Here is a 25,504-nt window from a genome sequence, read left to right on the forward strand (position 1 = left end):
TTACCGGCGCCGACCGCGGGGCGGATCGGGCGTCCGGCATGCACCGGCTTGATGGTTGCCAGAACCTCTGTTGGTCCTTGCGCGACCACGATTTGGACATTCCGGGTCCTCCGTGTGACCCTGATCATATGGAAGCGCTTCCCACCAATGAGGGTGACCCGGGGTCGACGTCGTCGTCGACGTCGGGTGCAGAAGCGGCCGCCGAACCCCACACCGTCACGATCTACGACGTCGCCCGGGCCGCCGGCGTCGGGATCGCCACCGTCTCCCGGGCCCTGCGGGGTTCGGCCCCGGTCGCCGACGCGACGCGCGCCAAGATCCTGCGCGTCGTCGACGAGCTGGGCTTCCGACCGAGCCACCTCGGCACATCCCTCGCCGAGAAGCGGCACGCCGCCGCCGGCATCGTCTTCCCGGACCTGTCGGGGCCCTACTACGCCGAGGTCGTGATGGGCCACGAAGAGGCGGCCTCCCGCCTCGGGCGCAGCGTGCTGATCCAGGGGACGAACGGCCGGACCGACCCGATCGCCGCGGCGCGCGACCTCGCGGGAAGGGTCGACGGGCTCGTCGTCCTGGGCCGCACGGTCCCCGACGCCCTGGTCGAGGAGATCCTGGCGCAGGGCGTGCCCGTCGTGCTGCTCGCCCGGCCGTCCGTCGGCAACGCGGACAGCCTGCGGGTGGACAACCTCACCGCGGCCCGCGCCCTCGGCGAGCACCTCGGCACCCACCACTTCGCCCAGGTCCGGTTCCTCGGGTCCCCCGACTCGTCGCACGACGTCGCCGAGCGCTGGGCCGGGATCTTCCAGGGCCTGGCGCGGTCCGCGACCCGCCTCGACCTGACGCCCTGCAACCTCGACGAGGAGTCGGGCACCCGGGTCGCCCGGGCCGTGCTCGCTGGGCCCGACCGACCGGACGCGCTCGTGTGTGCGAACGACGAGATCGCGCTCGGCGCCATCGTCGCGGCGGAGGAGGCCGGCCTCACGGTCGGCGTCGACATCGCGATCACCGGCTGGGACGACATCATGGCCGCCCGCCATGCCCGCCCCGGCCTCACCACCGTCCGCCAGCCCATGCGGCTGCTCGGAGCCCACGCGGCCGAGGTGCTCGACGAGCGCATCAGCCGAACCCGCACGACACCCCGGCACGAGATCCTGCCCGCCGAACTGGTGGTCCGGTCCAGCTGTGGTTCACACCCCCAAGGAGACAGACGATGAGCAAGATCCTGCGCGTCAGCGTCGCCGCGCTCGCGGTGACCTCGATGCTGGCACTGACCGGATGCGGACGCAGCGACGCCGCACCCGAAGGGGACACCTCGGCCGCCGCGGTCGCCGAGGGCGCGGCCACCGGAACGATCACCGTCTGGGCGATGGGCACCGAGGGGGAGAAGCTCTCCGACTTCGCCGAGGCGTTCAGCGAGGAGAACCCGGACGCCACCGTCAAGGAGACCGCGATCCCGTGGGACGCCGCGCACGACAAGATCGCGACGGCGATCGCCGCCGACCAGACCCCCGACGTCTCCATGGTCGGGACGACCTGGATGGGCGAGTTCGCGTCGACCGGCGCGCTCGACCCGACGCCCGACACCATCGCCGCCGACTCGTTCTTCCCCGGCGCCTGGGGCACGACCGTGGTCAACGACGTCGCCTACGGCATGCCGTGGTACGTCGAGACCCGGGTCATGTACGTCAACACCGCGGTGGCCGAGAAGGCCGGAGTGTCCCCCTCTCCGACCACGTGGGAGGAGCTGACGGCCACCTCCGCCGCCATGCAGGCGACGGGCGGCGCGGCGTCGGGCATCACCCTGCAGGCCGGGCAGCAGGGCGCGTGGCAGACGCTGATGCCGTTCGTCTGGCAGGCCGGCGGCGAGATCCTCGACGCTGACGGCAACCTCACCCTCGACACCCCCGAGTTCGTCGAGGCGCTGGCGTACTACCAGTCCTTCTTCACCGACGGCGTCGCGCCGAAGGACGTCCCCGTCGGCACGCTGGAGTCCGACTTCGTCGCCGGCAACATCGCGTCGTTCGTCTCCGGCCCGTGGCACGTCGGCATCCTCAACGAGGCCGGCTACGAGGACTTCACCCTGTCCCCGCTGCCCAAGGGCAAGCAGCTCGCGTCCTTCATCGGCGGGAGCAACCTCGCGGTGTTCAAGAACGCCGAGAACCGCGACGGTGCCTGGAAGTTCATCGAGTGGTTGAGCCAGCCGGACACGCAGGCCGCCTGGTACGAGGCCACGAGCGACCTGCCGTCCGTCCCGGCCGCCTGGGAGTCCGGCGCGCTGGCCACCGACCCGCAGCTCGCCGTCTTCGGCACGCAGCTCGAGACCGCCGTCGCACCGCCGTCGGTCCCGAACTGGGAGCAGATCGCGACCGTGATCGACACCGAGCTCGAAAAGGTCACCAAGAGCGGGCTCGACCCGCAGGAGGCCGCCACGTCCATCCAGCAGCAGGCGGAGGCCATCGGGACCGGGCTGTGAACCCCGGCACCCGAGACGAGACGACGGTCGTGTAGCTCATGTCCACGACGATCCTCCCGAAGTCCCCCGCGCCGGCGCAGCAGCCGGCGCGGGGGGCGACCCCCGCCATTCGACGCTCGACGCCGCTGCGCCGCCGCCGCAGCCTCGCCGCCTGGGGCTTCGCCGCCCCGTTCGTCCTGCTGTTCCTCGTCTTCACGGCGTGGCCGGTCATCTCGTCGCTGCTGATGAGCGTGACCGACATCAAGAGCCGGGACCTGCGGGATCCGTTCAACGTGAACTTCGTCGGGATCGACAACTTCTCCGCCGTGCTGTCGGACCCGCTGTTCTGGCAGGCCGCACGCAACACCGGCTACTTCGTGGTCGTCGGGGTCCCGCTCGTCATGTTCGTCTCGCTCATGATCGCGATGGCCCTGAACACCGGCATCACGCGCCTGTCCGGCTTCTTCCGGGTCGGGTACTTCATGCCGGTGGTGACGTCGATCGTCGCGGTCGCGGTCGTCTGGCGGTTCCTCCTCAAGGAGGACAACGGCATCATCAACCTCGCGCTCGGCTGGTTCGGGATCGACGGACCCAACTGGCTCGGGGACCCGAACTGGTCCATGCCCGCGATGATCATGATGGCCGTGTGGCGCAGCATGGGCACGCTGATCGTCATCTTCCTCGCCGGCCTGCAGGGCGTTCCCGCGTCCCTGCACGAGGCAGCCGCGCTCGACGGCGCGAACGCCGCCCAGCGCCTGCGCCTCATCACGGTCCCGATCATGCGGCCGACGCTGCTGTTCGGCGCCGTGCTCACCGGGATCGGGTACCTGCAGTTCTTCGAGGAGCCGTTCGTGATGACCAACGGTGGTCCGCTGAACAGCACGCTGTCGGTCTCGTTCTACATCTACCGCCAGTTCGGCTTCGGCAACTACGGCATCGCCTCCGCGATGAGCTACCTGCTGTTCTTCGCGATCGTGCTGCTGACCCTGCTGCAGTTCCGCCTGCTCAGCGAGCGAGACCCGCGGCCGCGCAAGAAGGCCCGCAAGGCGAGCACCACCACCGCGCCCGAGGGGAGCACCCGATGAGCACCAGGACGACATCGCCGGAGTCGACCTCGACGCCGGCCGTCAAGCAGAACAAGACACGAGCCATCGCGATCGGCGAGGCCCGACCCCAGTGGTGGCTCTACGTGACCCTCGGCCTCGGCCTCATCGTCGTGGTCACACCGTTCCTCTGGATGGTGCTGAGCTCGCTCAAGCCCGAGGCGGAGATCCGGCAGAGCCCGCCGACCTGGTGGCCGCAGACCCTCACGCTCGAGAACTTCACCGAGCTGTTCACGCGGCTGGACTTCCCGCAGTTCTTCACCAACTCGGCCGTCGTGGCCGTGTTCGTCACGCTCGGCAACCTGGTGTTCTGCTCGATGCTCGGCTACGCGTTCGCCAAGATCGACTTCTGGGGCCGCGACTGGCTGTTCCGGATCGTCCTCGCCACCATGATGATCCCCGGCGTGGTCATGCTCGTGCCGCTGTTCGTCCTGGTGAGCAAGATGGGCCTGGTCAACACCTACGCCGGCCTGATCCTGCCGTTCCTGGCGGGTCCGTTCGGGGTCTTCCTCATGCGGCAGTTCATCGGTGCGCTGCCCGACGAGCTCATCGACGCCGGCCGGATCGACGGGGCGGGCGAGTTCCGTATCTTCGCCCGCATCATCCTGCCGCTGTGCAAGCCCGCCCTGGCGACGCTCGGCATCCTCACGTTCCTCGGGTCCTGGAACAACTTCCTGTGGCCCTTGGTCGTCGCGAGCAGCGAGGACAAGTACACGCTCCCGGTCGCCCTCGCGCTGTACAGCGTGGGCCAGAACGAGAACCAGTACGGCCTCATGCTCGCCGGCGCAGTCGTCGTCGTCGTGCCCGTGCTGATCGTCTTCCTCATCCTGCAGAAGCACATCATCCAGGGCATCGCCACCTCCGGGATCAAGTGATCCGTGCCGGCACCCGACCCGAACCGTCACGCCCGCAGAACCAACCGAAGGACTCAACGATGAGACTCCGAAGCCTGCTCGCGGCCGCGAGCGCCGCCTGCCTGCTGACCGCCTTTGCCGCGCCCGCCGTCGCGGGGGGCGGGCGGGGCGAGGATCCACGCCCGGGCGGCACCGGCCTCACCCGGGCCGATCGCGCCCAGCTGCAGCGGTACGCCAAGGACACCTGGAAGTCGTTCGACGCGATGACCGACAAGACGACCGGGCTCCCGGCCGACAACATCGAGGGCGACCTCGACACCGCCTCGCGGTCCGGGTACACCTCGCCGACCAACATCGGCGCGTACCTGTGGAGCACGGTCGTCGCCGAGGAGCTCGACCTGATCAGCTCCCGCGAGGCCAAGACGCGGCTCAAGCAGACACTCACCACGGTCGCCGGCATGGAGCGGCACGAGGCGAGCGGCATGTACTACAACTGGTACGACGAGGCGACCGGCGCGAAGCTCACCACCTTCCCCGGCGGCGACCCCGTCGACCCGTTCCTCTCGAGCGTCGACAACGGCTGGTTCGCGGCGGCGCTCATGGTGGTCAAGGCCTCCGAGCCGTCCCTGGCCCCGCATGCCGAGGCGATCCTCGCGGGCATGGACTTCGGGGCGTTCTACGACCTCGACCAGTTCGGCGGGGAGCGCCCCGGCATGGTCTTCGGCGGCTTCTGGGCCGACCCGCCGGCCGGCACCGCCTGCCCGGGGACCCTGGCGGACGGCACCGAGGTGCAGTTCACCTGCCACCACTACGACATCCTCAACTCCGAGCCGCGCATCGTGACGTACATCGGCATCGCCCGGGGCCAGATCCCGGCCGAGGCCTACTTCGCCACCAGCCGGACGTTCCCGGCCAGCTGCGACTGGTCCTGGCTCGAGACCCGCCCGGTCGGGGAGATGCAGAACTACCTGGGCATCGACGTGTTCGAGGGCGCCTTCCCGTACCGCGGCATGAACATCGTCCCGACCTGGGGCGGCACCATGTTCGAGGAGCTCATGCCCGACCTGTTCGTCCCCGAGGCGACCTGGGGCCCGAAGAGCTGGGGCGTCAACCACCCGCTCGCGGTCCGCGCGCAGATCGAGCACGGGATGGACCAGGCCGGCTACGGCTACTGGGGCTTCTCGCCCGCGAGCGACCCGTTCGCCAACTACCGCGAGTACGGGGTCGACGAGATCGGCATGAACCCGGAGGGCTACTACTCCGACAACGAGAAGACGAACGTCGACAAGGGCTACGACGGCTGCCGCGAGGCGACCAACCCGCTGCCGGGAGCACCGGAGCCGACGTTCGGCGACGGGGTCGTCACCGCGCACGCCGGGTTCCTCGCGCTGCCGTACGCGCCGCGCGAGGCGATGGACAACCTCGCCGGCATCAAGAACACGCTGCAGGCCTACGGCCCCGGCGGGTTCTACGACTCCGTCGCGGTCCGCAGCAACACGCAGGCGCAGCGGTACCTGTCCCTCGACCAGGGCATCGTCATGGGCGTGCTCGGCAACGTGCTCGGCAAGGACATGCTCAAGACCGCGTTCAGCACGGGCGCGGTCGAAGCCACCGTCCGCCCGCTGATCGCGATGGAGGAGTTCGGCTCCGGCTACGCCGACGGCCGCGAGGTGAACCCCTGACCGAGTCCCACCCCGGGCGGACCCGCGACGTGGTCAATGGTGATCACGGCGCGAGTCCGCCCGTTCTCGTCCCCGCGGTCGGCGCCTCCCGGCTCGCGCGAGCGCCCGGCTGGTGGCGCACCGCGGTGGTCTACCAGATCTACGTCCGCTCGTTCGCGGACTCGACCGGCGACGGGGTCGGCGACCTCGCGGGCGTCACCGCGCACCTCGACGCGGTCGCCTGGCTCGGGGCCGACGCCGTCTGGCTCACGCCGTTCTACCCGTCGCCGCAGGCCGACCACGGCTACGACGTCGCCGACCATCGCGGCGTCGACCCGCTCTTCGGCGACCTCGCGGCGTTCGACGCCCTGGTCGCGCGGGCGCACGCGCTGGACCTCGGCGTCGTCGTCGACCTCGTGCCCAACCACGTCTCCGACCAGCACGCCTGGTTCCGCGAGGCGGTCACCTCGCCGCCGGGCGCCCCTGCCCGACGGCGGTTCCACGTGCGCCCCGGCCGCGGGCCGGGCGGCGCGCTGCCCCCGACCGGGTGGACGTCGATGTTCGGCGGCCCGGCCTGGACCCGCCTGCCCGACGGCGAGTGGTACCTGCACCTGTTCGCCCCGGAGCAGCCCGACCTGAACTGGACCCACGACGCCGTCCGGGCCGACTTCGCCGCGACCCTCGCGTTCTGGGCCGCACGCGGCGTCGACGGCTTCCGGGTCGACGTCGCCGGCGGGCTCGCCAAGGACCCCGCCTACGGCGAGGTGCCGGCCCGCCGCGACCCGCCGGCGGTGCACCCGCCCGCCGTGCACCCGCACTGGGACCGGCCCGAGGTGCACGAGATCTACCGGGAGTGGCGCAGCGTGCTGGACGACGCCGGCCCGGACCTGTTCGCCGTCGCCGAGGCCTGGGGCCCGCCGGAGCGGACCGCGGCGTTCGCCCGCCCGGACGAGCTCGGCCAGGCGTTCGCGTTCGGGCTGCTGGGCGTGCCGTGGTCGGCGACCGCGATCCGCCGCGAGGTCACCGCTCAGCTCGGCGCGCACGGCGCCGTCGGGGCCCTCCCGGCGTGGGTGCTGAGCAACCATGACTCCGCCCGGGTCGCCACCCGCCGCGGACCGGCGGCCGCCCTCGCGCTGCACCTGTTCCTGCTCGCGATGCCGGGCGCGTTCTACCTGTACGCGGGGGACGAGCTCGGCCTGCCCGAGGTCGACGTGCCGCGCGCCGCCTGGAAGGACCCCCAGGCCGTGCGCACCGGTGGCCGGCTGCCGAGCCGGGACGGCGCGCGCATCCCGCTGCCGTGGACCGCCGACCCGCCGGGGTTCGGGTTCACCACCGGCACCCCGTGGCTGCCGACCCCGCCCGGGTGGGGGACGCACGCCCGCGACCGCCAGGAGCGCGATCCCCACTCCCCCTGGGGCGTGCTGCACCGCGCGCTGACGGTCCGCCACGACGTGTGGGGCGGCGCCGACGCCGCCGGCCCGCTCGAGTGGCTGCCGTCACCGCCCGGGACCCTCGTCGCCCGCCGCGGGAACGCCGTCGTCGTGCTCAACGCGTCCCGACGGACGTGGCCGCTGGCGCGCCTGGTGCGCACCGGCGCCGCGCAGCTGACGGTGATCGCCGCCTCCGGCCCCCTGCCCGGACCGCTCGGATCGGCGGACCCGCCGGTCGTCTCGGCGCTCGTCCCACCCGCCACCGCCGTCTGGCTCGTCCCGTCGGGCTGAGCCCCCGCGACCCCCGCCCGATCTGCGGTGACCCCCTGAGCGGTGCGGCCCGAGCGGTGAAACGATGGCGGGGTGCGACCTCGCCTCGTGACCTACAACCTGGCCTCGCTCGACGGGCGGCTGACCCTCGCGCCCGGGGTGAGCCTGCTGACCGGTGACGCGCGCTGGACCGCGCTCAGCGCCCCGGTCGGCGACCCGTACGAGTGGGTCCGGGCGCAGCACGACCCCGAGGTGCTGCTCGAGGGCAGCGGGTCGTTCCTCGCCGAGGAGGACGCGCCCGCCGAGGACGGGCCGCTCGTCGGCGCGACGCACGCCGCTCCCGGTGCACCGATCCCGCACTTCCTGCCCGCGGCCGTCACCTCGGTGCCCGGTCGGCGCTGGTTCGCGGTCGTGGACGGTCGCGGTCGGGTCGACCTGCAGTTCACCCAGTGGCCCGACCCCGCCTGGGCCAACTGGCACGCGCTCGTCCTGACGAGTCACGCCGCCCCGCCTGCCCATCTCGCCCGGCTGCGCGAGCGCGGAATCCCCTACCTGGTCGTCGGCGACGGCCGGGTCGACCTGGTGGCCGCGATGGAGCTGCTCGCGAGCGTGCTCGGGGTGCGCACGGTCGTCTGCACCGGCGGCGGGCGGCTCGGTGGCGCCCTGCTGCGCGCCGGGCTCGTCGACGAGATCGACGTCGACCTGCTGCCTGCCGTGATCGGCGGCCGCGGCACACCGGCCCTGTTCGACGCGCCGCCGCTCGGCCCGGACGAGGTGCCCGTCGCGCTGGAGCTCCTGTCCGCACGCGAACAACCCGGCGGCTGGCTCCGGCTGCGGTACGCGGTCCGCCGCCCCGACCGGTGACTACCGCCCGCGCGCGCGTCGAGGTAGTCCTTCTGTGCCGAGATCGTCAGCTTCGATGGACTACCTCGGCACAGAAGGACTATCTCGGCGTTCGTCTCGGCGACCTGGGCACCGTGGGGGGGGCGATGGGGGGGTTTGCCCCGCTTTGTCCAGTGGACGCGCCTAGCATCGGCTCATGGAGCCGCTGACGATTGCGAGCCTGTTCATCCCGCTGCTGCTCGTGGGCGTCGCGGTCACAGTGGTCGTCGTGATCGTGTACTGGGTGATCCGGCGCGCGGTCCGCGACGGGATCCGGGACGCCCGCGACCTCGAGGTCGGCCTCTCCCCGGGGACCGAGGAAGCGACCTAGAGGTCGCGAGCGACGCGGCGGACCACCCCTCGCGGGTCAGGCGACCGCGGCCTTGCTCTTCTTCGCGCGCGCCACGGACTTCTCGGGCACCGGCGCATCGCCCGAAGCCCGCTCCGCCCGGTAGTACGCCCGCGCCTCGTCCTGGCGTTCGCGCTCGACCCCGCTCGCGATGGACGCCCGCACGTGCTCGGGCCCGTAGCCGAACGCGTCGACGAGGTCCTGCGCGTACGGCCGCAACCGCGTGAGCAGCCGGGCGATGTACGACGTCACCGTCCGCGCCCGGCCCGCCGAGAGCCGGCCGTTGATCAGGTACCAGGCGAGGTTCCGTTCGATGATGCTCAGCCCGAACAGGTCACGCACCCAGGTCAGCACCTGGCGGGTGCCCGGGTCCTCGATGCGCCCGAGCGCGGCGGTGAACGCCTGCCACTGCACCAGCTCGGCGTGCGCGCGCGCCGCCTCGATGAGCTCGTGCTGATGGGCGTTGAACAGTGCGGCGGCGTCCTCGCGGGACGACCGGGTCGCGGGCCGCAGCGCGTTCGCCACCTCGGCGACCATCGTCTCGACCCGGTCCGTGAGCAGCTCGCGCTGCGTGTCGGCGTCGCGCAGCTGCCCGGCGGACCGGCGCACGTTTCCGCCGTCGGACAGGGTCTGCACCGCGCGCAGCAGCGGGGTGCGGTGCAGGGCGGCGTCCGCGGCCCGGTTCGCGACGTAGCGGGCGACCCCGCCGGCGTCGACGTCCTTGAACTCGCGCGCGTAGTCGGCGAGCAGTCGCTTGGCGACGAGCTGCAGCAGCACGGTGTTGTCGCCCTCGAACGTGACGAACACGTCGAGGTCCGCCCGCAGCGACGTGAGGCGGTTCTCGGCGAGGAACCCCGCGCCGCCGCAGGCCTCGCGGGCGGTCTGGAGGGTGTTCAGCGCGTGCCAGGTCGACATCGGCTTGAGCGCGGCGGCCAGCGTCTCGAGGTCCTCGCGGTCCTCGTCGGTGTCCGCGGCCCCCGAGAAGACGGCGTCGAACATGTCGAGCAGCGTGTCGTGCGCGAAGTGCGCGGCGTAGGTCTCGGCGAGCAGCGGCAGCAGCCGACGCTGGTGCTCGGCGTAGTCCAGCAGCACGACCTCCTCGGTGTCCGACCCGCCGGAGAACTGCCGGCGCTCGTTGCCGTAGGTGATCGCGATGATGAGCGCGAGCTTGCTCGTGTTGACGGCCGCGCCGTCGAGCGAGACGCGACCCTGCACGAGCGTGCCGAGCATGGTGAAGAACCGCCGCCCGGGGCTCGCGATCGGCGAGCTGTAGGTGCCGTCCGGGGCCACGTCGCCGTACCGGTTGAGCAGGTTGGCCCGCGGGACGCGCACGTGGTCGAAGTGCAGGCGACCGTTGTCGATCCCGTTCAGTCCACCCTTGAGCCCGTCGTCCTCGCCGCCGATGCCGGGCAAGAACTCCATCGTCTCTGGGTCGCGCAGCGGCACGTAGAACGCGTGCACCCCGTGGTTGACCCCGCCCGTGATCAGCTGCGCGAACAGCACCGAGGCAGTGCCGTGCAGCCCCGCGTTGCCGAGGTAGTCCTTCCACGCCGCACGGAACGGGGTGTGGATCACGAACTCCTGGGTCGCGACGTCGTAGTGCGCCGTGGTGGAGATGCTCGCGACGTCGGACCCGTGCCCCGTCTCGGTCATGGCGAAGGCACCCGGCACGGTGACCGACATGGCGCCCGGAAGGTACTTGCGGTGGTGGCCGGCCGTGCCCAGGTGCAGGATCGCCGAGGCGAACAGGCCCCACTGGACCCCCGCCTTGATCTGCAGCGACGGGTCGGCGACGACGAGCTCCTCGAACCGCGCGATGCTGCCACCGTGGTCGTCGGCGCCACCGAACTCGGCCGGGAACGCCCGCAGCACGTCACCCTCCGCGGCGAGGGTCTGCACCTGCGTCAGCACGCGCGCCCGGTGCTCCGCCATCGACAACCCCTCGATCCGCGCGAATCGCGGATCGGCCGCGAACGCACGCGCCTCGCGCCGCACCGCACCGAACCGCCCGAGCAGCACGTGCTCGAGCCGGTCGACGTCGACGACGACGGCCGGCCCGTTGGCCGGGTACCTGGCGGGGTGATCGCTCGAGATGGTCATCGGGTCTCCTGTGCGGGTGCGGTCGTCGGATGGGGTGCGGTGGGACGAGGTTCGGTGGGACGAGGTGCCGTCGGGCGAGGTGCCGTCGGGCGAGGCGCCGTCGGGCTGGTGGTCGAAGGACCGGTCGCGGGCGGGCCCGCGCCGGGGGCGTCGTCGTGGGCGTCGTCGGGGGCGGCGGCGGACCGGCCCCGGGCGAGGAAGCCCACCGGTCCCGCCCACAGCCAGGCAGCCACCTGGGCGGTGAGCTCCTCGCGGGTGAGCACGTCCGGGTCGGCCCCGTGGCGCAGCCAGCGCTCGCCGGCGCCGCGTACGAACCCGACCGCACCCGATGCCCACGTCTCGGCCATGATCTGGCTCGCGGGCCCGGCCGGTGAGCCGGCCTCCGTCAGCGCGCGAGCGAACGGGGCCGCGACGAGATCGGTGACCGCGTCGAGGAACCGGCCTAGCGGGGACCCCGACTCGAGCGATCCCTCCCGGGTCACGAAGAAGTACACGTTGGGCGACGACTCGATCATCTCGAGGTACACCCCGACCATGGCCCGCAACCCCTCGCGCGGCGTGGCCGACGCCCGCAGGGCACCCTCGAGCGCGCCCTGGATCTGCAGGACCACCGACTCGGCGACCGCGATCTGCAGCCCGAGCTTGTCGCTGAAGTACCGGTACACGATCGACTTGGAGGTGTTGGCGGCCGCCGCGATCTCATCCATCGACGCGTCCGGGCCGCGCTGGTGCACCACCTTGCGGGCGATACGCACGAGCTCGGCTCGGCGCGCCTCCCGGTGGTCGACCCACCGGGTGGAACGACCGTCGGCGGACTCACCTGGCGGCGGCAGCGGGGGGCCCGTCCTCATCGACGGCCTCGGTGTGATTTGGCTCACGAAACGGACAGTATCAGGTACTGTCGGTTCTGGACATATCACGGGACTTCCGATCGACCTGGGTCGGAAGTCCCCCCTCCACGACCCGGCCCGATCCGTGACCACGCGAGAGGAACTGCCATGGCGGCATCTCCCCCGAACTCCCCCGACCCCTCCGGCTCCCCGACCAGCCCGGCGCAGCGACGCGCCGTCGTCGTCGGCGGCAACCGGCTCCCGTTCGCCCGCGCGGGTGGCCCCTACGCGGCCGCGAGCAACCAGGACATGCTCACCGCGGTGCTGGACGGGCTGGTCGCCCGGTTCGGGCTGCAGGGCGAGGTGATCGGCTCGGTCGCCGCCGGCGCAGTGCTCAAGCACTCGCAGGACTTCAACCTCACCCGCGAGTCGGTGCTGGGCTCGGCACTGTCGCCGCAGACCCCGGCGTACGACGTCCAGCAGGCGTGCGCCACCGGGCTCGAGACCGTCGTCGGGCTCGCGAACAAGATCCGCCTCGGCCAGCTCGACTCGGCCATCGCCGCCGGGGTCGACACGACGTCCGACGCGCCGATCGCGGTGAGCGACAACCTGCGTCATGCCCTGCTGAAGCTGTCCCGCGCCCGGTCCGTGGGCCAGAAGCTCAAGGCCGTCGCCGCGATCCGGCCGAAGGACCTCGCCCCGGTGCCGCCCCGGATCGTCGAGCCGCGCACCGGCTTGACGATGGGCGAGCACCAGGCGCTGACGACCGCGCAGTGGGGGATCACCCGCGAGGCGCAGGACACCCTCGCGCTCGCCAGCCACACCCGGCTGGCCGCGGCCTACGACGCCGGCTTCTTCGACGACCTCGTCACCCCGTTCCGCGGCCAGACCCGGGACCAGAACCTGCGCGCGGACAGCTCGCTGGAGAAGCTGGGCACGCTCGCGCCGACGTTCGGCGTGAAGCTCCCGACGCCGGCCACGATGACGGCCGGCAACTCCACCCCGCTGTCCGACGGCGCCTCGGCCGTGCTGCTCGCCTCGGACGAGTGGGCCGCCGCGCACGACCTGCCGGTGCTCGCCGTCGTCGTCGATGCCGAGACCGCCGCGGTGGACTTCGCGCACGGCCAGGACGGTCTGCTGATGGCACCGGTCTTCGCGGTGCCGCGGCTGCTCGCCCGGAACGGCCTCACGCTCGACGACTTCGACTTCGTCGAGATCCACGAGGCGTTCGCCTCCACGGTCCTGTGCGCGCTGGCCGCGTGGGAGGACGACGAGTTCTGCAAGACCCGGCTCGGGCTCCCGGGCGCGCTCGGGTCGATCGATCGCGACCGGCTCAACGTGACCGGCTCGTCGCTGGCGGCCGGGCACCCGTTCGCGGCCACCGGGGGACGCCTGGTGGCCACCGCGGCCAAGCTCGTGGCCGAGCGCAAGGCTGAGCTCGCCGGCACCGACGCCGACCGTCCGGTCCGCGTCCTGATCTCCGTCTGCGCCGCCGGCGGCCTGGGCGTCACCGCGATCCTGGAGGCGGCGTGACCGACACCTACCTGAACCTCGTCAACTCGGGGTTCACGAAGAAGATGGCCAAGCAGCTCGGGCTGCCGCGACCCGCGCCGCTCGTGCGGTTCCAGGCCGGGCAGCCGCTGGTGCGCGGCCCGGTGCTCGTCCTGGCCGCCGCGAGCAGCGGCACCGACGCGGACGCCGTCGGCAAGCAGCTGCTCGGCTGGGGCCTGGACGTGCGCCGGCACGCGTCGGCGGGCGACACGTTCGGCGCCGTCGTGCTGGTGCTCACCGCGATCGCGCACCCGGACGAGCTGGCCGAACCCGTGCTCGCCACCGGGGCCACCCTGCGCTCGCTCGCTCGGGGCGCACGGGTCGTCACGCTCTCCCGGGTCGCCACGGCCGACGACGCCCCCGCCGTCGCGGCCGCGCGCCACGGGGTCGACGGCCTGCTGCGCTCGCTCGCGAAGGAGCTGCGCGGCGGGGCCACCGGCAACGGGGTCCAGCTCGCCGACGGGGTGGGCGTCGACGCGCCCTCGGCGCTCGGCGCGCTGCGGTTCTTCCTGTCGGCCCGCTCCGCCTACGTCGACGGGCAGCTGCTGACCGTGGACACGACCGCCGGGACGCTCCCCGAGGACTGGGACCGGCCGCTCGCCGGCCGGGTCGCGGTGGTCACCGGGGCCGCCCGCGGGATCGGGGCGGCCATCGCCGAGACGCTCGCACGCGACGGCGCGACCGTCATCGCGGTCGACGTGCCGGCCGCCGGCGAGGCCCTGGCCAAGGTCGCCAACAAGATCCGCGGGACCGCCCTCCAGCTCGACGTCACCGCGCCCGACGCGGGCGACCGGCTGCTCGAGCTGGCCCTGCGCCGGTACGGCAGCCTCGACATCGTGGTGCACAACGCCGGCATCCTGCGCGACAAGCTGCTGGTGAACATGACGCCCGAGAAGTGGGCTGCCGTGATCGCGGTCAACATCGCCGCCCAGCTGCGGATCAACGAGCAGCTGCTGGTGTCCGGCGAGTTCACCCGCGCCCCGCGGATCGTCTCGCTCGCCTCGACCAGCGGCATCGCGGGCAACCGCGGCCAGACGAACTACGGGGCGTCCAAGAGCGGCGTCATCGGCATGGTGCGCGCCACGGCGCCGCTGCTCACCGCGTTCGGCGGCACGGCGAACGCGGTCGCACCGGGGTTCATCGAGACCGACATGACCGCGAAGATCCCGTTCGCGTCCCGCGAGATCGCCCGGCGCGCGAGCTCGCTGCAGCAGGGCGGGCAGCCGGTCGACGTCGCCGAGGCGGTCGCGTTCCTCGCCTCGCCGCAGGCCGGCGGCGTCGTCGGGCGGGTGCTGCGGGTGTGCGGCCAGAACCTGGTCGGCGCATGAGAGCCCCGGCGGTCCGGGCCCCGGGGGCCGGGGCTGGGGCTGGGGCCGGTCCTGGGGCTGGGGCCGGGTTGGTTGCCGGCGCGGCGCAGGACCGGCCGGTCACGCCCGAGCAGCCGACGCTGCGGGGACGGACCGAGGTGGTGCTCGCGGCCGTCCCCGGGCTCGGCGGGCTCTACGCGCGCGGCGTCGGGACCTCGGCCCGGCACGCGGTCGCATCCCGGCTCGGCCGGGCGAGCAGCACGCTGCCCGACGTCGTCTACGTCGCGCACGGCCTGCGGGCCGGAGCCGACCACCTGACGGCGTACCAGCACCTGCTCGGCGAGAGCGCCTCGGACGTGCTGCCCGCCGGGTTCGTGCACGTGCTCGCGTTCCCGGTGGCCACGGCGCTGATGGTCCGGCCGGACTTCCCGCTGCCGCTCGCCGGGATGGTGCACCTCGCCAACCGGGTCGAGCAGCTGCGCCCGGTGTCCCTCGGTGACGTGCTCGACGTGCGGGCCTACGCGCGCGACCTGCGGGCGCACCGCTCGGGGACCCAGGTCGAGCTGGTCACCGAGGTGCGCGTGGCGACCGGCCCGCACGGCAGCGAGCTCGCGTGGCGCGGCACCTCGACCTACCTCGCCAAGGGCACCCACCTCCTGCCCCGCGACGCGGCGGACCCCGGGCGCGCCCCGGGTCGCGCGGGGTCCGACCCCTGGGTGGCGCCGACAGCCACCGCGCAGTGGCGGCTCGCCGGAGACATCGGCCGTCGGTACGCGACGGTGTCGGGCGACCGGAACCCGATTCACCTGTCGGCCCTGACCGCGCGCGCCCTCGGGTTCCCACGGGCCATCGCGCACGGGATGTACACGGCGTCCCGTGCCCTGGCCGAGGTCGGCGCCGCGCGGACCGAGGCGTTCACCTGGACGGTCGAGTTCGCCGGTCCCGTCCTGCTGCCCGGAACGGTCACCGTCCGGATCGCGACCGACGGCGCAACGGGCGGCTTCGGGTACACCGGCTGGAACGCCGGCTCGGGCCGGGTGCACTTCTCGGGCGCCGTCGTACCCCGCTCCTGACCGAGGCGGCCGAGTCTGCTGCTGGCGGGACGACCGGCGCCCCGGCGCGGGACCGCCCGGCGCGTCGGACCGGGGCAACGGGGCGTCCGGCATGGCAGGGTCGGGGCGTGAAACGGCGCATCGGAGACGTGAAGCTGCATGACCTGGCCCCGTTCACGGGGGAGCTCGAGCCCGACGGCGACTACGACGGTCTCGAGCTGCGCGACCTGGACCTGAGCGGTCAGGACGCCGAGAACGCCCGCTTCCTCGGCTGCCGGATCGCCGGGTGCGCCCTGGACGATGCCAGCCTCACCCGCGCGCAGATCGCGGACACCGAGCTGACGGAGGTGCGCGCCCACACGCTCGGCGCGGTCGACTCGGCGTGGCGCGACGTCGCGCTCACCGGCTGCCGCCTCGGCGCGGTGACGGCCTACGGCGCCCACCTGACGCGGGTCCGGATCGCGGGCGGCAAGCTCGACTACCTCAACCTGCGCGACGGGGTGCTCACCGACGTCGTGTTCGAGGACTGCGTGATCGGCGAGCTCGACCTCATCGGCGCCAAGCTCATCCGGGTGTCCTTCGTCGGCTGCCGCGTCGGCCAGCTCGACGTGACCCGCGCCGCGCTCGACCGCGTCGATCTTCGCGGCGCCGAGCTCAGCGCGCTGCGCGGCATGGCGCACCTGCGCGGCGCCACGATCAGCCCCGACCAGCTCACCGACCTCGCTCCCCACCTGGCGGCTCACCTCGGCCTCACGGTCGAGGACTGAGGCCTACTCCTCTGGCGGAGGGTGCGGGAACCGTCAGGGGGCTGACGGCTGGAGCGGGGCGGGGGTGCATGCGGCCGCCGTGGCGGCCAGCCCGCTCAGGCCGTGGATCTGGATCAGGGGACGTGGGTCGTCGGCCACCGTCCAGCAGCCGTCGACGATCGTGTACCGGGCCGCCGGACCGGCGGTGACGTAGGTCCGCACCGCCGCGACCAGCCGATCCACCGCCTCGACCTCGCTGCCGACCCCGACGCTCGCGCGGATCGCACCCTCGGGCGCGCCGAGCCGGGCGAGCAGCGGATGCGCGCAGAACCGGCCGTCGCGCACGCCGATCCCGTGCTCGGCGGCGAGATAGGCCGCGACCAGGCCCGGGTCGTGCCCGGTGAGGCTGAACGCCACCACGCCGACCGGATCCGCGGAGTCCGCCCAGACCCGGAAGACTCGCACCCCGTCGATCGCCTCCAGGCCCGCCACGAGCCGGGCGCGCAACCGGCCCTCGTGCGCAGCGAGCGCACCGGCGGGCAGCGCGGCGAGGGCCTCGCACGCCTGCGCCAGCGCGATCGCGCCGATCACGTTCGGCGAGCCGGCCTCGTGGCGTGCCGGCGACGTCGTCCAGACCGTCTTGCCGGCGCGGACCTCGCGCACCGCACCGCCGCCGGCGAGGTAGGCCTCCCCGGCGTCGAGCCAGTCGCGGCGACCCACGAGCGCCCCCGCACCGAACGGGGCGTAGGTCTTGTGCCCGGAGAAGGCCACGTAGTCCGCCCCGCTCGCCTCGAGCGAGAACCCCCGGTGCGGCACCAGCTGGGCGCCGTCGACCACGATCCGCGCGCCGGCGTCGTGCGCGAGGCGGACGACGTCCGCAATCGGCAGCGCCTCCCCCGTCACGTTGGAGGCACCCGTGACCGCGACGAGCGCGTACGACGACGCCGCCAGCTCGCGCTCGAGCGCGGCGAGGGTCGCGACGACGGTGTCCTCGATCGGGAGCACCGTCGCGTCCAGCCGCTGCCACGGGAGGAGGTTGGCGTGGTGCTCGACGTCGAGCACGAGCACCCGTCCGCCGGCCGGGACGCAGCCGGTGAGCAGGTTGAGCGCATCGGTCGTGTTGCGCGTGATGATCGCGACGTCGTCCGGGCGCGCCCCCACGAACCGCGCGATCGTCTGCCGGGACGCCTCGTACAGCGCCGTCGAGACCTGCGAGAGGTAGCCCGCGCCGCGGTGCACGCTCGCGTACAGCGGCAGCACCTCGGTCACCCGCGCGGCGACGGACTCGAGCGCGGGCGCGCTGGCCGCGTAGTCGAGATTGGCGTAGGTGCGGGTCGTGCCGTCGAACAGCGGCACCTGGGTCGATGCTCCGACCACGGGCAGCAGCGCTGCACCGGGTGAGCGAGGGGTCGGCGTCGTCGGCCCGCAGGTTGCGGTCCCGAGTTCGGTGGTGACGGTCATGAGAGTCCTCCGGCGGATCCATCGGACCACCAGGCGGCAGTCCGCGCTTGCCTCGACCGAGTGGTCGGGGCCAGGTCGTCACCCGGGGCACCCCACCGCGGTTGGAGGGTTGCCGGCCAGCAAGCCGGGGCTATCTGCTGGCACTCGTGACCTGCATCGAGGATCGGCCCCCACCCGCCGGGCTGTCAACGCCGAGACGGAATGTCTCAGCAATCGGACGAATTGGTCCCACGGCTTGGTGAGACCCACCCCCGGCACGTACGCTCGCCGACACCATCCAGAGCGGCCGAGAGATCTGGCTCGACGACGCCGCAGCAACCCCCCGCAGCTCGCCTGTGGTCGAGGGTGCTACCGCCAGGACCGATGGAGGCGACATGAGCACCCTGACCACCCCCGCGACGTCGGGCAGCGGCGACCCGACGGGGACCGGCGCACCCGCGGCGGCCGACGTCCTCGCCGACGAGACGGTCCCCGCCCCCGAGGAGCGGCTGCGGTACCGGCTGCTGACCGGCCCCGATGACCGCGCCTTCTGCGAGCGCGTCAGCGCCGCCCTCGCGGACGGCTACCGGCTGCACGGGAACCCGACCGTCACGTTCAACGGCGTGCGGGTGATCGCGGCGCAGGCGGTCGTGCTCGACTCGTCGCCGGAATCCACCGTGCCGTCGTGGTCCGCCGTGACCGAGGCGCAGTCGTGAGCGGCTACGCGGGCGACCTGACCCCGGCGCAGGCCTGGGACCTGCTCGCCGGCGACGAGCGCGCGGTCCTCGTGGACGTGCGCACCGAGGCCGAGTGGCGCTACGTCGGGGTGCCCGACGTCGGCACGCTGGGCCGGGCGGCCGCGCTGGTCGAGTGGGTCGGCTACCCCAGCGGGGCGGTGAACCCGACCTTCCTCCCGCAGCTGACCGGCGCAGGCCTGGCCGTGGGCGACGGGCGACCGGTCCTGTTCCTGTGCCGCTCGGGCGTGCGCTCGGTGGCCGCGGCGAAGGCCGCCACGGCGGCGGGGTTCGGCCCGGCGTACAACATCCTCGAGGGCTTCGAGGGCGACCTGGACCCGGCCGCGCACCGCGGCCGGTCCGGCTGGCGAGCCGCCGGCCTCCCCTGGCGGCAGTCGTGAGCGACGTCGGCGAGACCGCCGGTCACGGCGCCGGGCCCGGCGCAGCGCACGTCCCCGGGCCGGGCGCCTGGGACGACGGCTCGCTGCCGCTCGAGCGGCTGCGCCCCGACACGCTGGCCGTGCGCGGCGGGCACGTCCGCACCCCGTTCGCCGAGACGTCCGAGGCCCTGTTCCTCACCCAGGGGTACGTCTACGCCCATGCGGCCGACGCCGAGGCGGCGTTCGCGGGCTCGACCGACCGGTTCCTGTACTCGCGGTACGGCAACCCGACCGTGTCCACGTTCGAGGAGCGCCTGCGCCTGATCGAGGGCGCCGAGGCCTGCTACGCGACGGCCACCGGCATGTCGGCGGTCTTCACGGCGCTGGCCGCGCTGGTCAAGGCCGGTGACCGGATCGTCGCCGCGCGCGCGCTGTTCGGCTCGAGCCTGGTGATCTTCGACGAGATCTTCGCCAAGTGGGGCGTGCGGACCGACTACGTCGACGCGCACGTGCCCGAGCAGTGGGTCGAGGCCCTGTCGACCCCCGCGACCGTCGTGTTCTTCGAGACGCCGTCGAACCCGATGCAGGACATCGTCGACGTCGCCGCGGTGAGCGCCCTCGCGCACGCGGCCGGCGCCGTCGTCGTCCTGGACAACGTGTTCGCGACGCCCGTGCTGCAGAAGCCCCTCACGCAAGGGGCCGACGTCGTCGTCTACTCGGCCACCAAGCACATCGACGGGCAGGGGCGGGTGCTGGGCGGGGCGATCCTCGGGTCGCGCGAGTTCATCTCCGGCCCGGTCCAGCTGTTCCTGCGCAACACCGGCCCGTCGCTGAGCCCGTTCAACGCGTGGGTGCTGCTCAAGGGGCTCGAGACGATGTCGCTGCGCGTGCGGGCGCAGACGGCGGCCGCGCTCCAGCTCGCGACCTGGCTCGAGGCGCAGCCGCAGATCGCCCGCGTGCGCTACCCGTTCCTCGCCTCGCACCCGCAGCACGATCTCGCCCGGGCGCAGATGTCGGGCGGCGGGACAGTGGTCACGTTCGACCTCGCCGTTCCGGACGGCACGGTCCCCGACGTCGCCAAGAAGGCGACGTTCGAGTTCCTCGACGCGCTCGAGGTCATCGACATCTCGAACAACCTCGGCGACGCGAAGTCGATCGTCACGCACCCCGCGACGACGACGCACCGCAAGCTCGGTACGGCCGGTCGCGCCGCGGTCGGCATCGCGGAGACGACCGTGCGGCTGTCCGTCGGGCTCGAGGACCCGCTCGACCTGATCGACGACCTGGCGCGGGCGCTCGGGGTCCCGACCGTCTGAGCTGGCGGTTGGCGGATGACCTCTGGCGGCTGACGGCTTAGTCGTCAGCCGTCAGTCGGCGGCCGTGACTGCGGCGAGGAGACCGGGGAGCGCGGCGCGCAGGTCGGCGTCCGCGGCCGCGGGCAACGGCGACCCGGCGAGCGCGAAGTCGACCCACGCGGTGACCACGGCCGGCAAGGTGGTTCGGTCGGCCGCGGTCAGCGTGACCCGGCTCGGCAGCCAGCGAGCGAGGAAGGTCGCGAGCTTGAGCGGGCTGAGCCGCAGCGGGCGGCCGTCGTCGTAGTCGAAGCCGTAGTCCACGAGCTCGCGCGCGAGGAGCGCGACCGAGTCCGGTGCCAGCCCGACCGGCGCCGAGGCGGGCTCGGACTCCGTGAACTGCCGCACCAGGGCCTCCCGAGCCGACGGTTCGGCGATCACGCGATCGTCGAGCGCCGACGGCGCGTGCAGGCCCGCCGCGACGAGCGCCGCGCGTACCTCGACGCTCGCCGCGGCGGTCGGGTCCGACGTCGCCGGGAGCAGGCGCAGCCGGGCGAGCGCCAGGGCGTGCATCTCGTCGAACGCCTCGGCCGTCGCGGGCGCTTCGGTCCGCTCGGTCGCCGCGAGCGCGCGCTCGAGCAGGAACCGCGCCGCGGCCAGGTCCAGCTCGACGTAGTGATGGACCGGGTCGGCCGCGCCGTCCCTGCCCATGGCCGCCCGCACGGCCGCGGTGTCCTCGATGACGAAGACCTCCGGGCACCAGCCGCCCAGGTGGGAGAAGTCGACGTGGGCCAGCAGCGCGTGCGTGCGACCCGTCCCGGTGAACTCCACCGCCACCGTCGCGGTGTCGCCGAACGCGTCCGCGAGCACCATCGCGCGGTCGGGGGCCCAGGTGTCGATCGCGCCTGTCCAGGCCGGCCGGAAGATCCCCGGCAGCTCCCGCAGGCGGTGTCGGGCACGCATCCGCGACGACTCGGCGGGCGCGAGGCGGGCGAGCGCGACCAGCGCGGCGGTCGCCGCCGGATTCGCCCGAACCGCGAGACCGTCGATGAAGGCGTCGACCGTCCCGGTCGGCGCGCCGGGCTCGTCGGCCTCGATGCCCCGCATCGAGCCGAGGACATCCGTGAGCAGGATCTCGGCCACGAACGGGTCTTCGCTGCGCAGCGTCTCCTGCAACGCATCCTCGAGGTCGCCATAGACCGCATCGAGGGCGGTCCGACCGGCAGGCTCGGCCCGGGACGCGGGCTGCGGCCGGTTCGAGGAGGGGTTCGGGCGGTGCTTCTTCTGGCGCTTACGGCTGACGGGGCTCACGACCGTCGAGTGTCACCGTTCCCCGGACCAGGCACAAGTCAACGCCGGCGACCCCTCGCCGCGCTGCCGCGGGCGGTGCTAGCGTCCAACCCCTCATGGCTGCCACCGAACCGCTTGCGTACCCGAGCTGGAACCCGGGCGGCGAGCTCGGCCTGGCCCTGCAGACCGCCGCCGACGCGCTCGAACGCAACGGTCTGCAACCGACCGGGACCCACCCGCTCACCGGCATGACCCGCCACCAGCGGGCCGCCCTCGGCGCGCTGCTCGGCTGCGGCATGGTCCGACCCCAGGTGCGGCTCGACCTCGAGGTGCTCGACGCGATCTTCCGCGGCAAGTACCACCTCGCGGGCGGTCTGGTCGAGGCGTGCGAGATCGCGCTCGGTCGACCGCTCGTCGCGGTCTGAGGATCTGGCGAGAGCTCGGCCGAGGACTCAGCCGACGAGGCTGTGCAGCACCGAGGTGAAGAACTTCAGCCCGTCGGTCCCGGTGCGCGGGCCCTGGACGCCGTCGGGGCCGTAGCCGACCTCGACCGCGTGCTCCGGGTGCGGCATGAGGCCGACGACGTTGCCGGCCGCGTTGGTGATGCCGGCGATGTCGCGGCGCGAGCCGTTCGGGTTCCAGCCCTGGTAGCGCACGACGACGCGCCCCTCGCCCTCGAGCTCGTCGAGCGTGTGCTCGTCGGCGACGAACTGGCCGTCCTGGTTCTTGAGCGGCACGGTGATCTTCTGGCCGGCGGTGTAGTCGCGGGTCCACGCGGTGTCGGCGTTCTCGACCGAGAGCACCTGCTCCCGGCAGACGAAGGTGAGCTGGTCGTTCTTGATCATCGAGCCGGGCAGCAGGTGCGCCTCGCACAGGATCTGGAAGCCGTTGCAGATGCCGAGCACCGGCAGGCCGCCGTTCGCGGCCGCGATGATCGAGCCCATCACGGGCGCGAACCGCGAGATGGCCCCGGCGCGCAGGTAGTCGCCGTAGGAGAACCCGCCCGGCAGGACGACGGCGTCGACCGCGCGCAGGTCCGCGTCCGCGTGCCACAACGGGATGGGCTCGCCGCCGGCCAGGCGCACGGCACGGGCGGCGTCCCGGTCGTCGAGCGTGCCGGGGAAGGTGACGACGCCGATGCGCATCAGGCGGTGGGTTCGGTCGAGCCGACGACCTCGGGCGCGACGGCGACCCGCACGACGTCCTCGATCACCGGGTTCGACAGCACCGTCTCGGCGGCGGCCAGCGCGGCCGCGAGCACCTCGGGCGTCACCTCGCCGTCGACCTCGAGCTCGAACCGCTTGCCCTGGCGCACGCTCGTGAACTGCGCGAACCCGAGCCGCGGGAGCGCGCCGGCGACGGCCTTGCCCTGCGGGTCGAGGATCTCGGGCTTCGGCATGACATCGACGACGACACGTCCCATGCGGGGATCACTCCAAAGGTGCGCGGGTGGTTGCGCGCCCAGGATACCGAGTGGATCGACCCGGCTGCTCCGCCCGCCACCCACCGGCCCTGGTCGGGCGTCGGGGCGACTCAGTCAGCGCCAGCGGCGGGTAGGGCGTACGGGTCCGGCCAGGTCCAGACCGCCACCAGCTGGTCGACCTCGAGCGGCCGACGGCGTCGTCGGCCCACCAGGTGCGCGACGTCGCTCAGGGCGAGCGGCGCGCCGCCGTCGTGCTCGGTCCGGCGTACGACCAGCCAGCCCACCAACGCAGCCGGCCCGAGCAGCGCGCCGAGGGCTACGGCGGGCACACCGACGGTGAAGTCGAACGCCGTGTTCGTGGCGATGAGCAGCGCCACCAGCAGGTTCCAGGCGACGAGCCCTGCGGTCACTTGGTGCGCGGTGCGTCCCCCGCCGAGGAGGGTGCGGTGCGGCTGGGCCGGCCGCCCGGCCGCTCGGCGGGAAAGCCCGACCAGGAGGACGGCGGCGACGGGGACGGTGAGCATGAGCGCGGCAACGCTGAGGGTCACCATGAGCGCCGTCGGGAACCCGTACTGAGAGAGCGGCAGCGTCAGCGTCCGGCCAAGCACGTCGTAGGCCGAACCGTGGTCGCCAGGGGCGGCGAATCTGCCCGCCGAGAGCATCGCGCCCGCCGCGGTCAGGCCGACCAGCGCGGTCGCCCTGAGCACCGGGCGCGCGGCGATCCGTGCCCGGGGGACGCGCCGGAAGCCCGACGGTCCAAGGACTGCCGCCAGCGACGGGTCCGGGTTGCGCGGGAAGTACCGGGCCAGGGCCGCGCGGCGGGTCGCGCCCCGCACCGCGAACCCGAGCAGGACCCAGACCATCAGCGCCACCACGCCCGGGTACGGTCCGTTGTCGATCCCCACGACCGCGGCGAAGAACAGCACCGGCCAGGTCTTCCGAAAGGGGTAGAGCCCCCCAGTCAGGTCATCCCAGAGCCACGCGTCGTACTGGGCGGGCAGTCGGCGATCGGTGAGCCGGAACGCGAGCCAGGGCCGGGCCGGCGGGTGCTCGCGCCACCGGGTCGCCCACCCGTTGCGGATGACGTCGACGGCGTCGCGCAGGCCCAACCGGGAGGCGCCGGGTTCGGCGAGGTCGGCGAGGACCTCGGTCATCTCGGCGGCGCGAGCGGCCCGCCAGCGGCGCGGGTACGCACGGAGCCAGAGCGCCGCGGACCGCGTGAACCTGGGGTTGGCCGGGGTCGATGCGTCGTCGGGCATCAGACCGCGCTCGCGACCGTGCGCCCCGTGAATCCGAGCTGACCGGCCGGCCGGGCCCGCAGCACCTGGTGCGCGCGGCGCGCGAGCGCCTGCAGCCGCGTGGTCTCGGCGGCGAGCGCGTCGCCGCCGGCGTCGGTGAGTCGGTAGTAGCGGCGCAGGCGGCCGTCGACGACCTGCTCTCCGGACGCCTCGGCGTACCCCTCGGCCACGATCCGGTCGAGGATCCCGTAGAGCGTGCCCGCGCCGAGGCGGACCGCCCCGTCGGTCAGGTCCTTGACCGCCTGGGCGACGCCGTATCCGTGCCGCGGCTGCTGCGCGAGCGCGAGGAGCACCAGATACGACTGCTCGGTCATCCGGAATGCCATCACCGATATATATCACTCAACGACCTATCGGCGCATCCATCCGGTCAGTCCGTCCGCGCGGAGCATGGCTGGCGGTGCCTGAGTGTCGAGCGCCCACCCGATGACCCGGTCCATCGTCAGGGCCGGACGCGCGTGCGCCCCGCCCGGTCCGGCCGCCCACCCTGCGGGCCGTCCGGGGCCGGTCCCCCGATGCTCACAGCCGCGCGTGGGGCTGGAGTGGCCTCCGGTGCGCGTGGTGCGCCCCACCGGCATCCGGAGCTGACAGGCGCCCCACGTGCGGCTGTCAGCACCGCCCAGTCAGGTTCGCCGAGGCCGCGCCCGCCGGGAGGCCTCGCCCGTCAGGGCGCGATGACCGTCATGCCGGACGTCGTCGGGGCCGCGCCCATCGCGGCCAGCGCGCCGGGAGCGGCGTCGAGGCTGATCACCGCTCCGACCAGCTGGTCCGGGCGCAGGTCCCCGGCTGCGATCCGGGCGAGCATCGCGGGGTACTCGTGCGCGGCCATCCCGTGGCTGCCGTACAGCTCGAGCTCCCACCCGACGACCCGGTCCATCGGCAGGGCCGGACGCGCATGCGCCCCGAGCAGCAGCCCGATCTGCACGTGCCGGCCGCGGCGCCGCAGGGAGAGCACCGACGCGACGGCGGTCGCCGGGCTGCCGAGCGCGTCGAGCGAGGCGTGCGCGCCGCCGCCGGTCGCCGCGTGCACGGCGGCGGCGATGTCGGCGGGCGATCCCGATCC

Annotated in this window: 25 protein-coding genes and 2 riboswitches; of the genes, 16 read left to right on the forward strand and 9 right to left on the reverse strand. The window is 73.4% G+C overall.

Annotated features, from left to right (window positions below):
* Positions 1 to 128 precede the first annotated feature (128 nt).
* The 8 genes from EUA98_RS08490 (at position 129) to EUA98_RS19715 (ending at position 8,980) form a co-directional block, all read left to right on the forward strand.
* Positions 129 to 1,211, forward strand: a complete 1,083-nt coding sequence (locus EUA98_RS08490) for a LacI family DNA-binding transcriptional regulator (protein ID WP_130102240.1) — start codon at positions 129 to 131, stop codon at positions 1,209 to 1,211.
* Positions 1,208 to 2,470, forward strand: coding sequence for a sugar ABC transporter substrate-binding protein (locus EUA98_RS08495; RefSeq protein ID WP_130102241.1), 1,263 nt, complete (start codon positions 1,208 to 1,210; stop codon positions 2,468 to 2,470). The genes EUA98_RS08490 and EUA98_RS08495 overlap by 4 nt, the downstream gene beginning before the upstream one ends.
* 38 nt (positions 2,471 to 2,508) lie before the next feature.
* The gene (locus EUA98_RS08500) at positions 2,509 to 3,534 is read left to right on the forward strand and encodes a carbohydrate ABC transporter permease (RefSeq protein WP_130102242.1); all 1,026 of its coding nucleotides are present in this window, start codon (positions 2,509 to 2,511) and stop codon (positions 3,532 to 3,534) included.
* The gene (locus EUA98_RS08505) at positions 3,531 to 4,427 is read left to right on the forward strand and encodes a carbohydrate ABC transporter permease (protein WP_130102243.1); all 897 of its coding nucleotides are present in this window, start codon (positions 3,531 to 3,533) and stop codon (positions 4,425 to 4,427) included. The genes EUA98_RS08500 and EUA98_RS08505 overlap by 4 nt, the downstream gene beginning before the upstream one ends.
* A gap of 59 nt (positions 4,428 to 4,486) precedes the next feature.
* A complete protein-coding gene (locus EUA98_RS08510; RefSeq protein WP_130102244.1) occupies positions 4,487 to 6,088 on the forward strand; it encodes a glucoamylase family protein in 1,602 nt (533 codons plus the stop codon).
* A 29-nt stretch (positions 6,089 to 6,117) separates the two neighbouring features.
* Complete coding sequence (locus tag EUA98_RS08515) at positions 6,118 to 7,788, forward strand: alpha-amylase family glycosyl hydrolase (RefSeq protein ID WP_130102245.1); 1,671 nt, start codon at positions 6,118 to 6,120, stop codon at positions 7,786 to 7,788.
* A 72-nt stretch (positions 7,789 to 7,860) separates the two neighbouring features.
* The gene (locus EUA98_RS08520; protein WP_130102246.1) at positions 7,861 to 8,631 is read left to right on the forward strand and encodes a dihydrofolate reductase family protein; all 771 of its coding nucleotides are present in this window, start codon (positions 7,861 to 7,863) and stop codon (positions 8,629 to 8,631) included.
* Between the two features lie 175 nt (positions 8,632 to 8,806).
* On the forward strand, positions 8,807 to 8,980 hold the full coding sequence (locus EUA98_RS19715) for a hypothetical protein (RefSeq protein WP_165372762.1): 174 nt from the start codon (positions 8,807 to 8,809) through the stop codon (positions 8,978 to 8,980).
* A 36-nt stretch (positions 8,981 to 9,016) separates the two neighbouring features.
* On the opposite strand, the gene EUA98_RS08525 is transcribed toward EUA98_RS19715, so the two are convergent.
* Complete coding sequence (locus EUA98_RS08525; protein WP_130102247.1) at positions 9,017 to 11,098, reverse strand: acyl-CoA dehydrogenase family protein; 2,082 nt, start codon at positions 11,096 to 11,098, stop codon at positions 9,017 to 9,019.
* Positions 11,095 to 11,949 (reverse strand): TetR/AcrR family transcriptional regulator, encoded by an 855-nt coding sequence (locus EUA98_RS08530; RefSeq protein WP_242511353.1) that lies wholly within the window; start codon positions 11,947 to 11,949, stop codon positions 11,095 to 11,097. The genes EUA98_RS08525 and EUA98_RS08530 overlap by 4 nt, the downstream gene beginning before the upstream one ends.
* Before the next feature lie 147 nt (positions 11,950 to 12,096).
* Between EUA98_RS08530 and EUA98_RS08535 the strand changes: the two genes are divergently transcribed.
* The 4 genes from EUA98_RS08535 to EUA98_RS08550 all read left to right on the forward strand — a co-directional run bounded on the left by EUA98_RS08535 (position 12,097) and on the right by EUA98_RS08550 (position 16,605).
* A complete protein-coding gene (locus EUA98_RS08535; RefSeq protein WP_130102248.1) occupies positions 12,097 to 13,461 on the forward strand; it encodes an acetyl-CoA C-acetyltransferase in 1,365 nt (454 codons plus the stop codon).
* Positions 13,458 to 14,807: a 3-oxoacyl-ACP reductase gene (locus EUA98_RS08540; protein ID WP_130102249.1), complete on the forward strand. Its 1,350-nt coding sequence runs from the start codon at positions 13,458 to 13,460 to the stop codon at positions 14,805 to 14,807. The genes EUA98_RS08535 and EUA98_RS08540 overlap by 4 nt, the downstream gene beginning before the upstream one ends.
* Positions 14,804 to 15,859 carry a MaoC/PaaZ C-terminal domain-containing protein gene (locus EUA98_RS08545; RefSeq protein ID WP_130102250.1) on the forward strand — a complete coding sequence of 352 codons (1,056 nt, stop codon included), beginning with the start codon at positions 14,804 to 14,806 and terminating at the stop codon, positions 15,857 to 15,859. The genes EUA98_RS08540 and EUA98_RS08545 overlap by 4 nt, the downstream gene beginning before the upstream one ends.
* A gap of 128 nt (positions 15,860 to 15,987) precedes the next feature.
* Positions 15,988 to 16,605, forward strand: a complete 618-nt coding sequence (locus EUA98_RS08550; protein ID WP_242511354.1) for a pentapeptide repeat-containing protein — start codon at positions 15,988 to 15,990, stop codon at positions 16,603 to 16,605.
* Between the two features lie 33 nt (positions 16,606 to 16,638).
* On the opposite strand, the gene EUA98_RS08555 is transcribed toward EUA98_RS08550, so the two are convergent.
* Positions 16,639 to 18,045 carry an aminotransferase class V-fold PLP-dependent enzyme gene (locus tag EUA98_RS08555; protein WP_130102252.1) on the reverse strand — a complete coding sequence of 469 codons (1,407 nt, stop codon included), beginning with the start codon at positions 18,043 to 18,045 and terminating at the stop codon, positions 16,639 to 16,641.
* A gap of 38 nt (positions 18,046 to 18,083) precedes the next feature.
* A riboswitch (SAM riboswitch) is annotated at positions 18,084 to 18,197 on the reverse strand.
* Between the two features lie 118 nt (positions 18,198 to 18,315).
* A riboswitch (SAM riboswitch) is annotated at positions 18,316 to 18,415 on the forward strand.
* A gap of 4 nt (positions 18,416 to 18,419) precedes the next feature.
* Here EUA98_RS08555 and EUA98_RS20645 point away from each other — a divergent pair.
* The 3 genes from EUA98_RS20645 to EUA98_RS08570 are packed head-to-tail and all read left to right on the forward strand — an operon-like array spanning position 18,420 to position 20,454.
* Positions 18,420 to 18,740, forward strand: a complete 321-nt coding sequence (locus EUA98_RS20645; protein ID WP_130102253.1) for a DUF1737 domain-containing protein — start codon at positions 18,420 to 18,422, stop codon at positions 18,738 to 18,740.
* Positions 18,737 to 19,159, forward strand: coding sequence for a rhodanese-like domain-containing protein (locus EUA98_RS08565; RefSeq protein ID WP_130102254.1), 423 nt, complete (start codon positions 18,737 to 18,739; stop codon positions 19,157 to 19,159). The genes EUA98_RS20645 and EUA98_RS08565 overlap by 4 nt, the downstream gene beginning before the upstream one ends.
* A complete protein-coding gene (locus EUA98_RS08570; protein WP_130102255.1) occupies positions 19,156 to 20,454 on the forward strand; it encodes an O-succinylhomoserine sulfhydrylase in 1,299 nt (432 codons plus the stop codon). Before EUA98_RS08565 ends, EUA98_RS08570 begins: the two co-directional genes overlap by 4 nt.
* 51 nt (positions 20,455 to 20,505) lie before the next feature.
* Here EUA98_RS08570 and EUA98_RS08575 read toward each other — a convergent pair whose 3' ends face one another.
* Positions 20,506 to 21,741: a hypothetical protein gene (locus EUA98_RS08575; RefSeq protein ID WP_130102256.1), complete on the reverse strand. Its 1,236-nt coding sequence runs from the start codon at positions 21,739 to 21,741 to the stop codon at positions 20,506 to 20,508.
* A gap of 95 nt (positions 21,742 to 21,836) precedes the next feature.
* Between EUA98_RS08575 and EUA98_RS08580 the strand changes: the two genes are divergently transcribed.
* The gene (locus EUA98_RS08580) at positions 21,837 to 22,145 is read left to right on the forward strand and encodes a hypothetical protein (RefSeq protein WP_130102257.1); all 309 of its coding nucleotides are present in this window, start codon (positions 21,837 to 21,839) and stop codon (positions 22,143 to 22,145) included.
* Positions 22,146 to 22,172: 27 nt separating this feature from the next.
* On the opposite strand, the gene purQ is transcribed toward EUA98_RS08580, so the two are convergent.
* The 5 genes from purQ to EUA98_RS08605 all read right to left on the reverse strand — a co-directional run.
* Positions 22,173 to 22,865: a phosphoribosylformylglycinamidine synthase subunit PurQ gene (purQ, locus tag EUA98_RS08585; RefSeq protein WP_207219016.1), complete on the reverse strand. Its 693-nt coding sequence runs from the start codon at positions 22,863 to 22,865 to the stop codon at positions 22,173 to 22,175.
* Positions 22,865 to 23,143, reverse strand: coding sequence for a phosphoribosylformylglycinamidine synthase subunit PurS (purS, locus tag EUA98_RS08590; protein WP_130102259.1), 279 nt, complete (start codon positions 23,141 to 23,143; stop codon positions 22,865 to 22,867). The genes purQ and purS overlap by 1 nt, the downstream gene beginning before the upstream one ends.
* Before the next feature lie 110 nt (positions 23,144 to 23,253).
* Positions 23,254 to 24,402: a hypothetical protein gene (locus EUA98_RS08595; RefSeq protein WP_130102260.1), complete on the reverse strand. Its 1,149-nt coding sequence runs from the start codon at positions 24,400 to 24,402 to the stop codon at positions 23,254 to 23,256.
* Positions 24,402 to 24,767 carry a PadR family transcriptional regulator gene (locus EUA98_RS08600; RefSeq protein WP_130102261.1) on the reverse strand — a complete coding sequence of 122 codons (366 nt, stop codon included), beginning with the start codon at positions 24,765 to 24,767 and terminating at the stop codon, positions 24,402 to 24,404. The genes EUA98_RS08595 and EUA98_RS08600 overlap by 1 nt, the downstream gene beginning before the upstream one ends.
* Positions 24,768 to 25,105: 338 nt before the next feature.
* A partial coding sequence (locus tag EUA98_RS08605) for a zinc-binding dehydrogenase (RefSeq protein WP_165372763.1) occupies positions 25,106 to 25,504 on the reverse strand: 399 nt, incomplete at its 5' end.

The sequence above is a fragment of the Pengzhenrongella frigida genome (genome assembly GCF_004168625.1).
Taxonomy (GTDB): Bacteria; Actinomycetota; Actinomycetes; order Actinomycetales; family Cellulomonadaceae; genus Pengzhenrongella; species Pengzhenrongella frigida.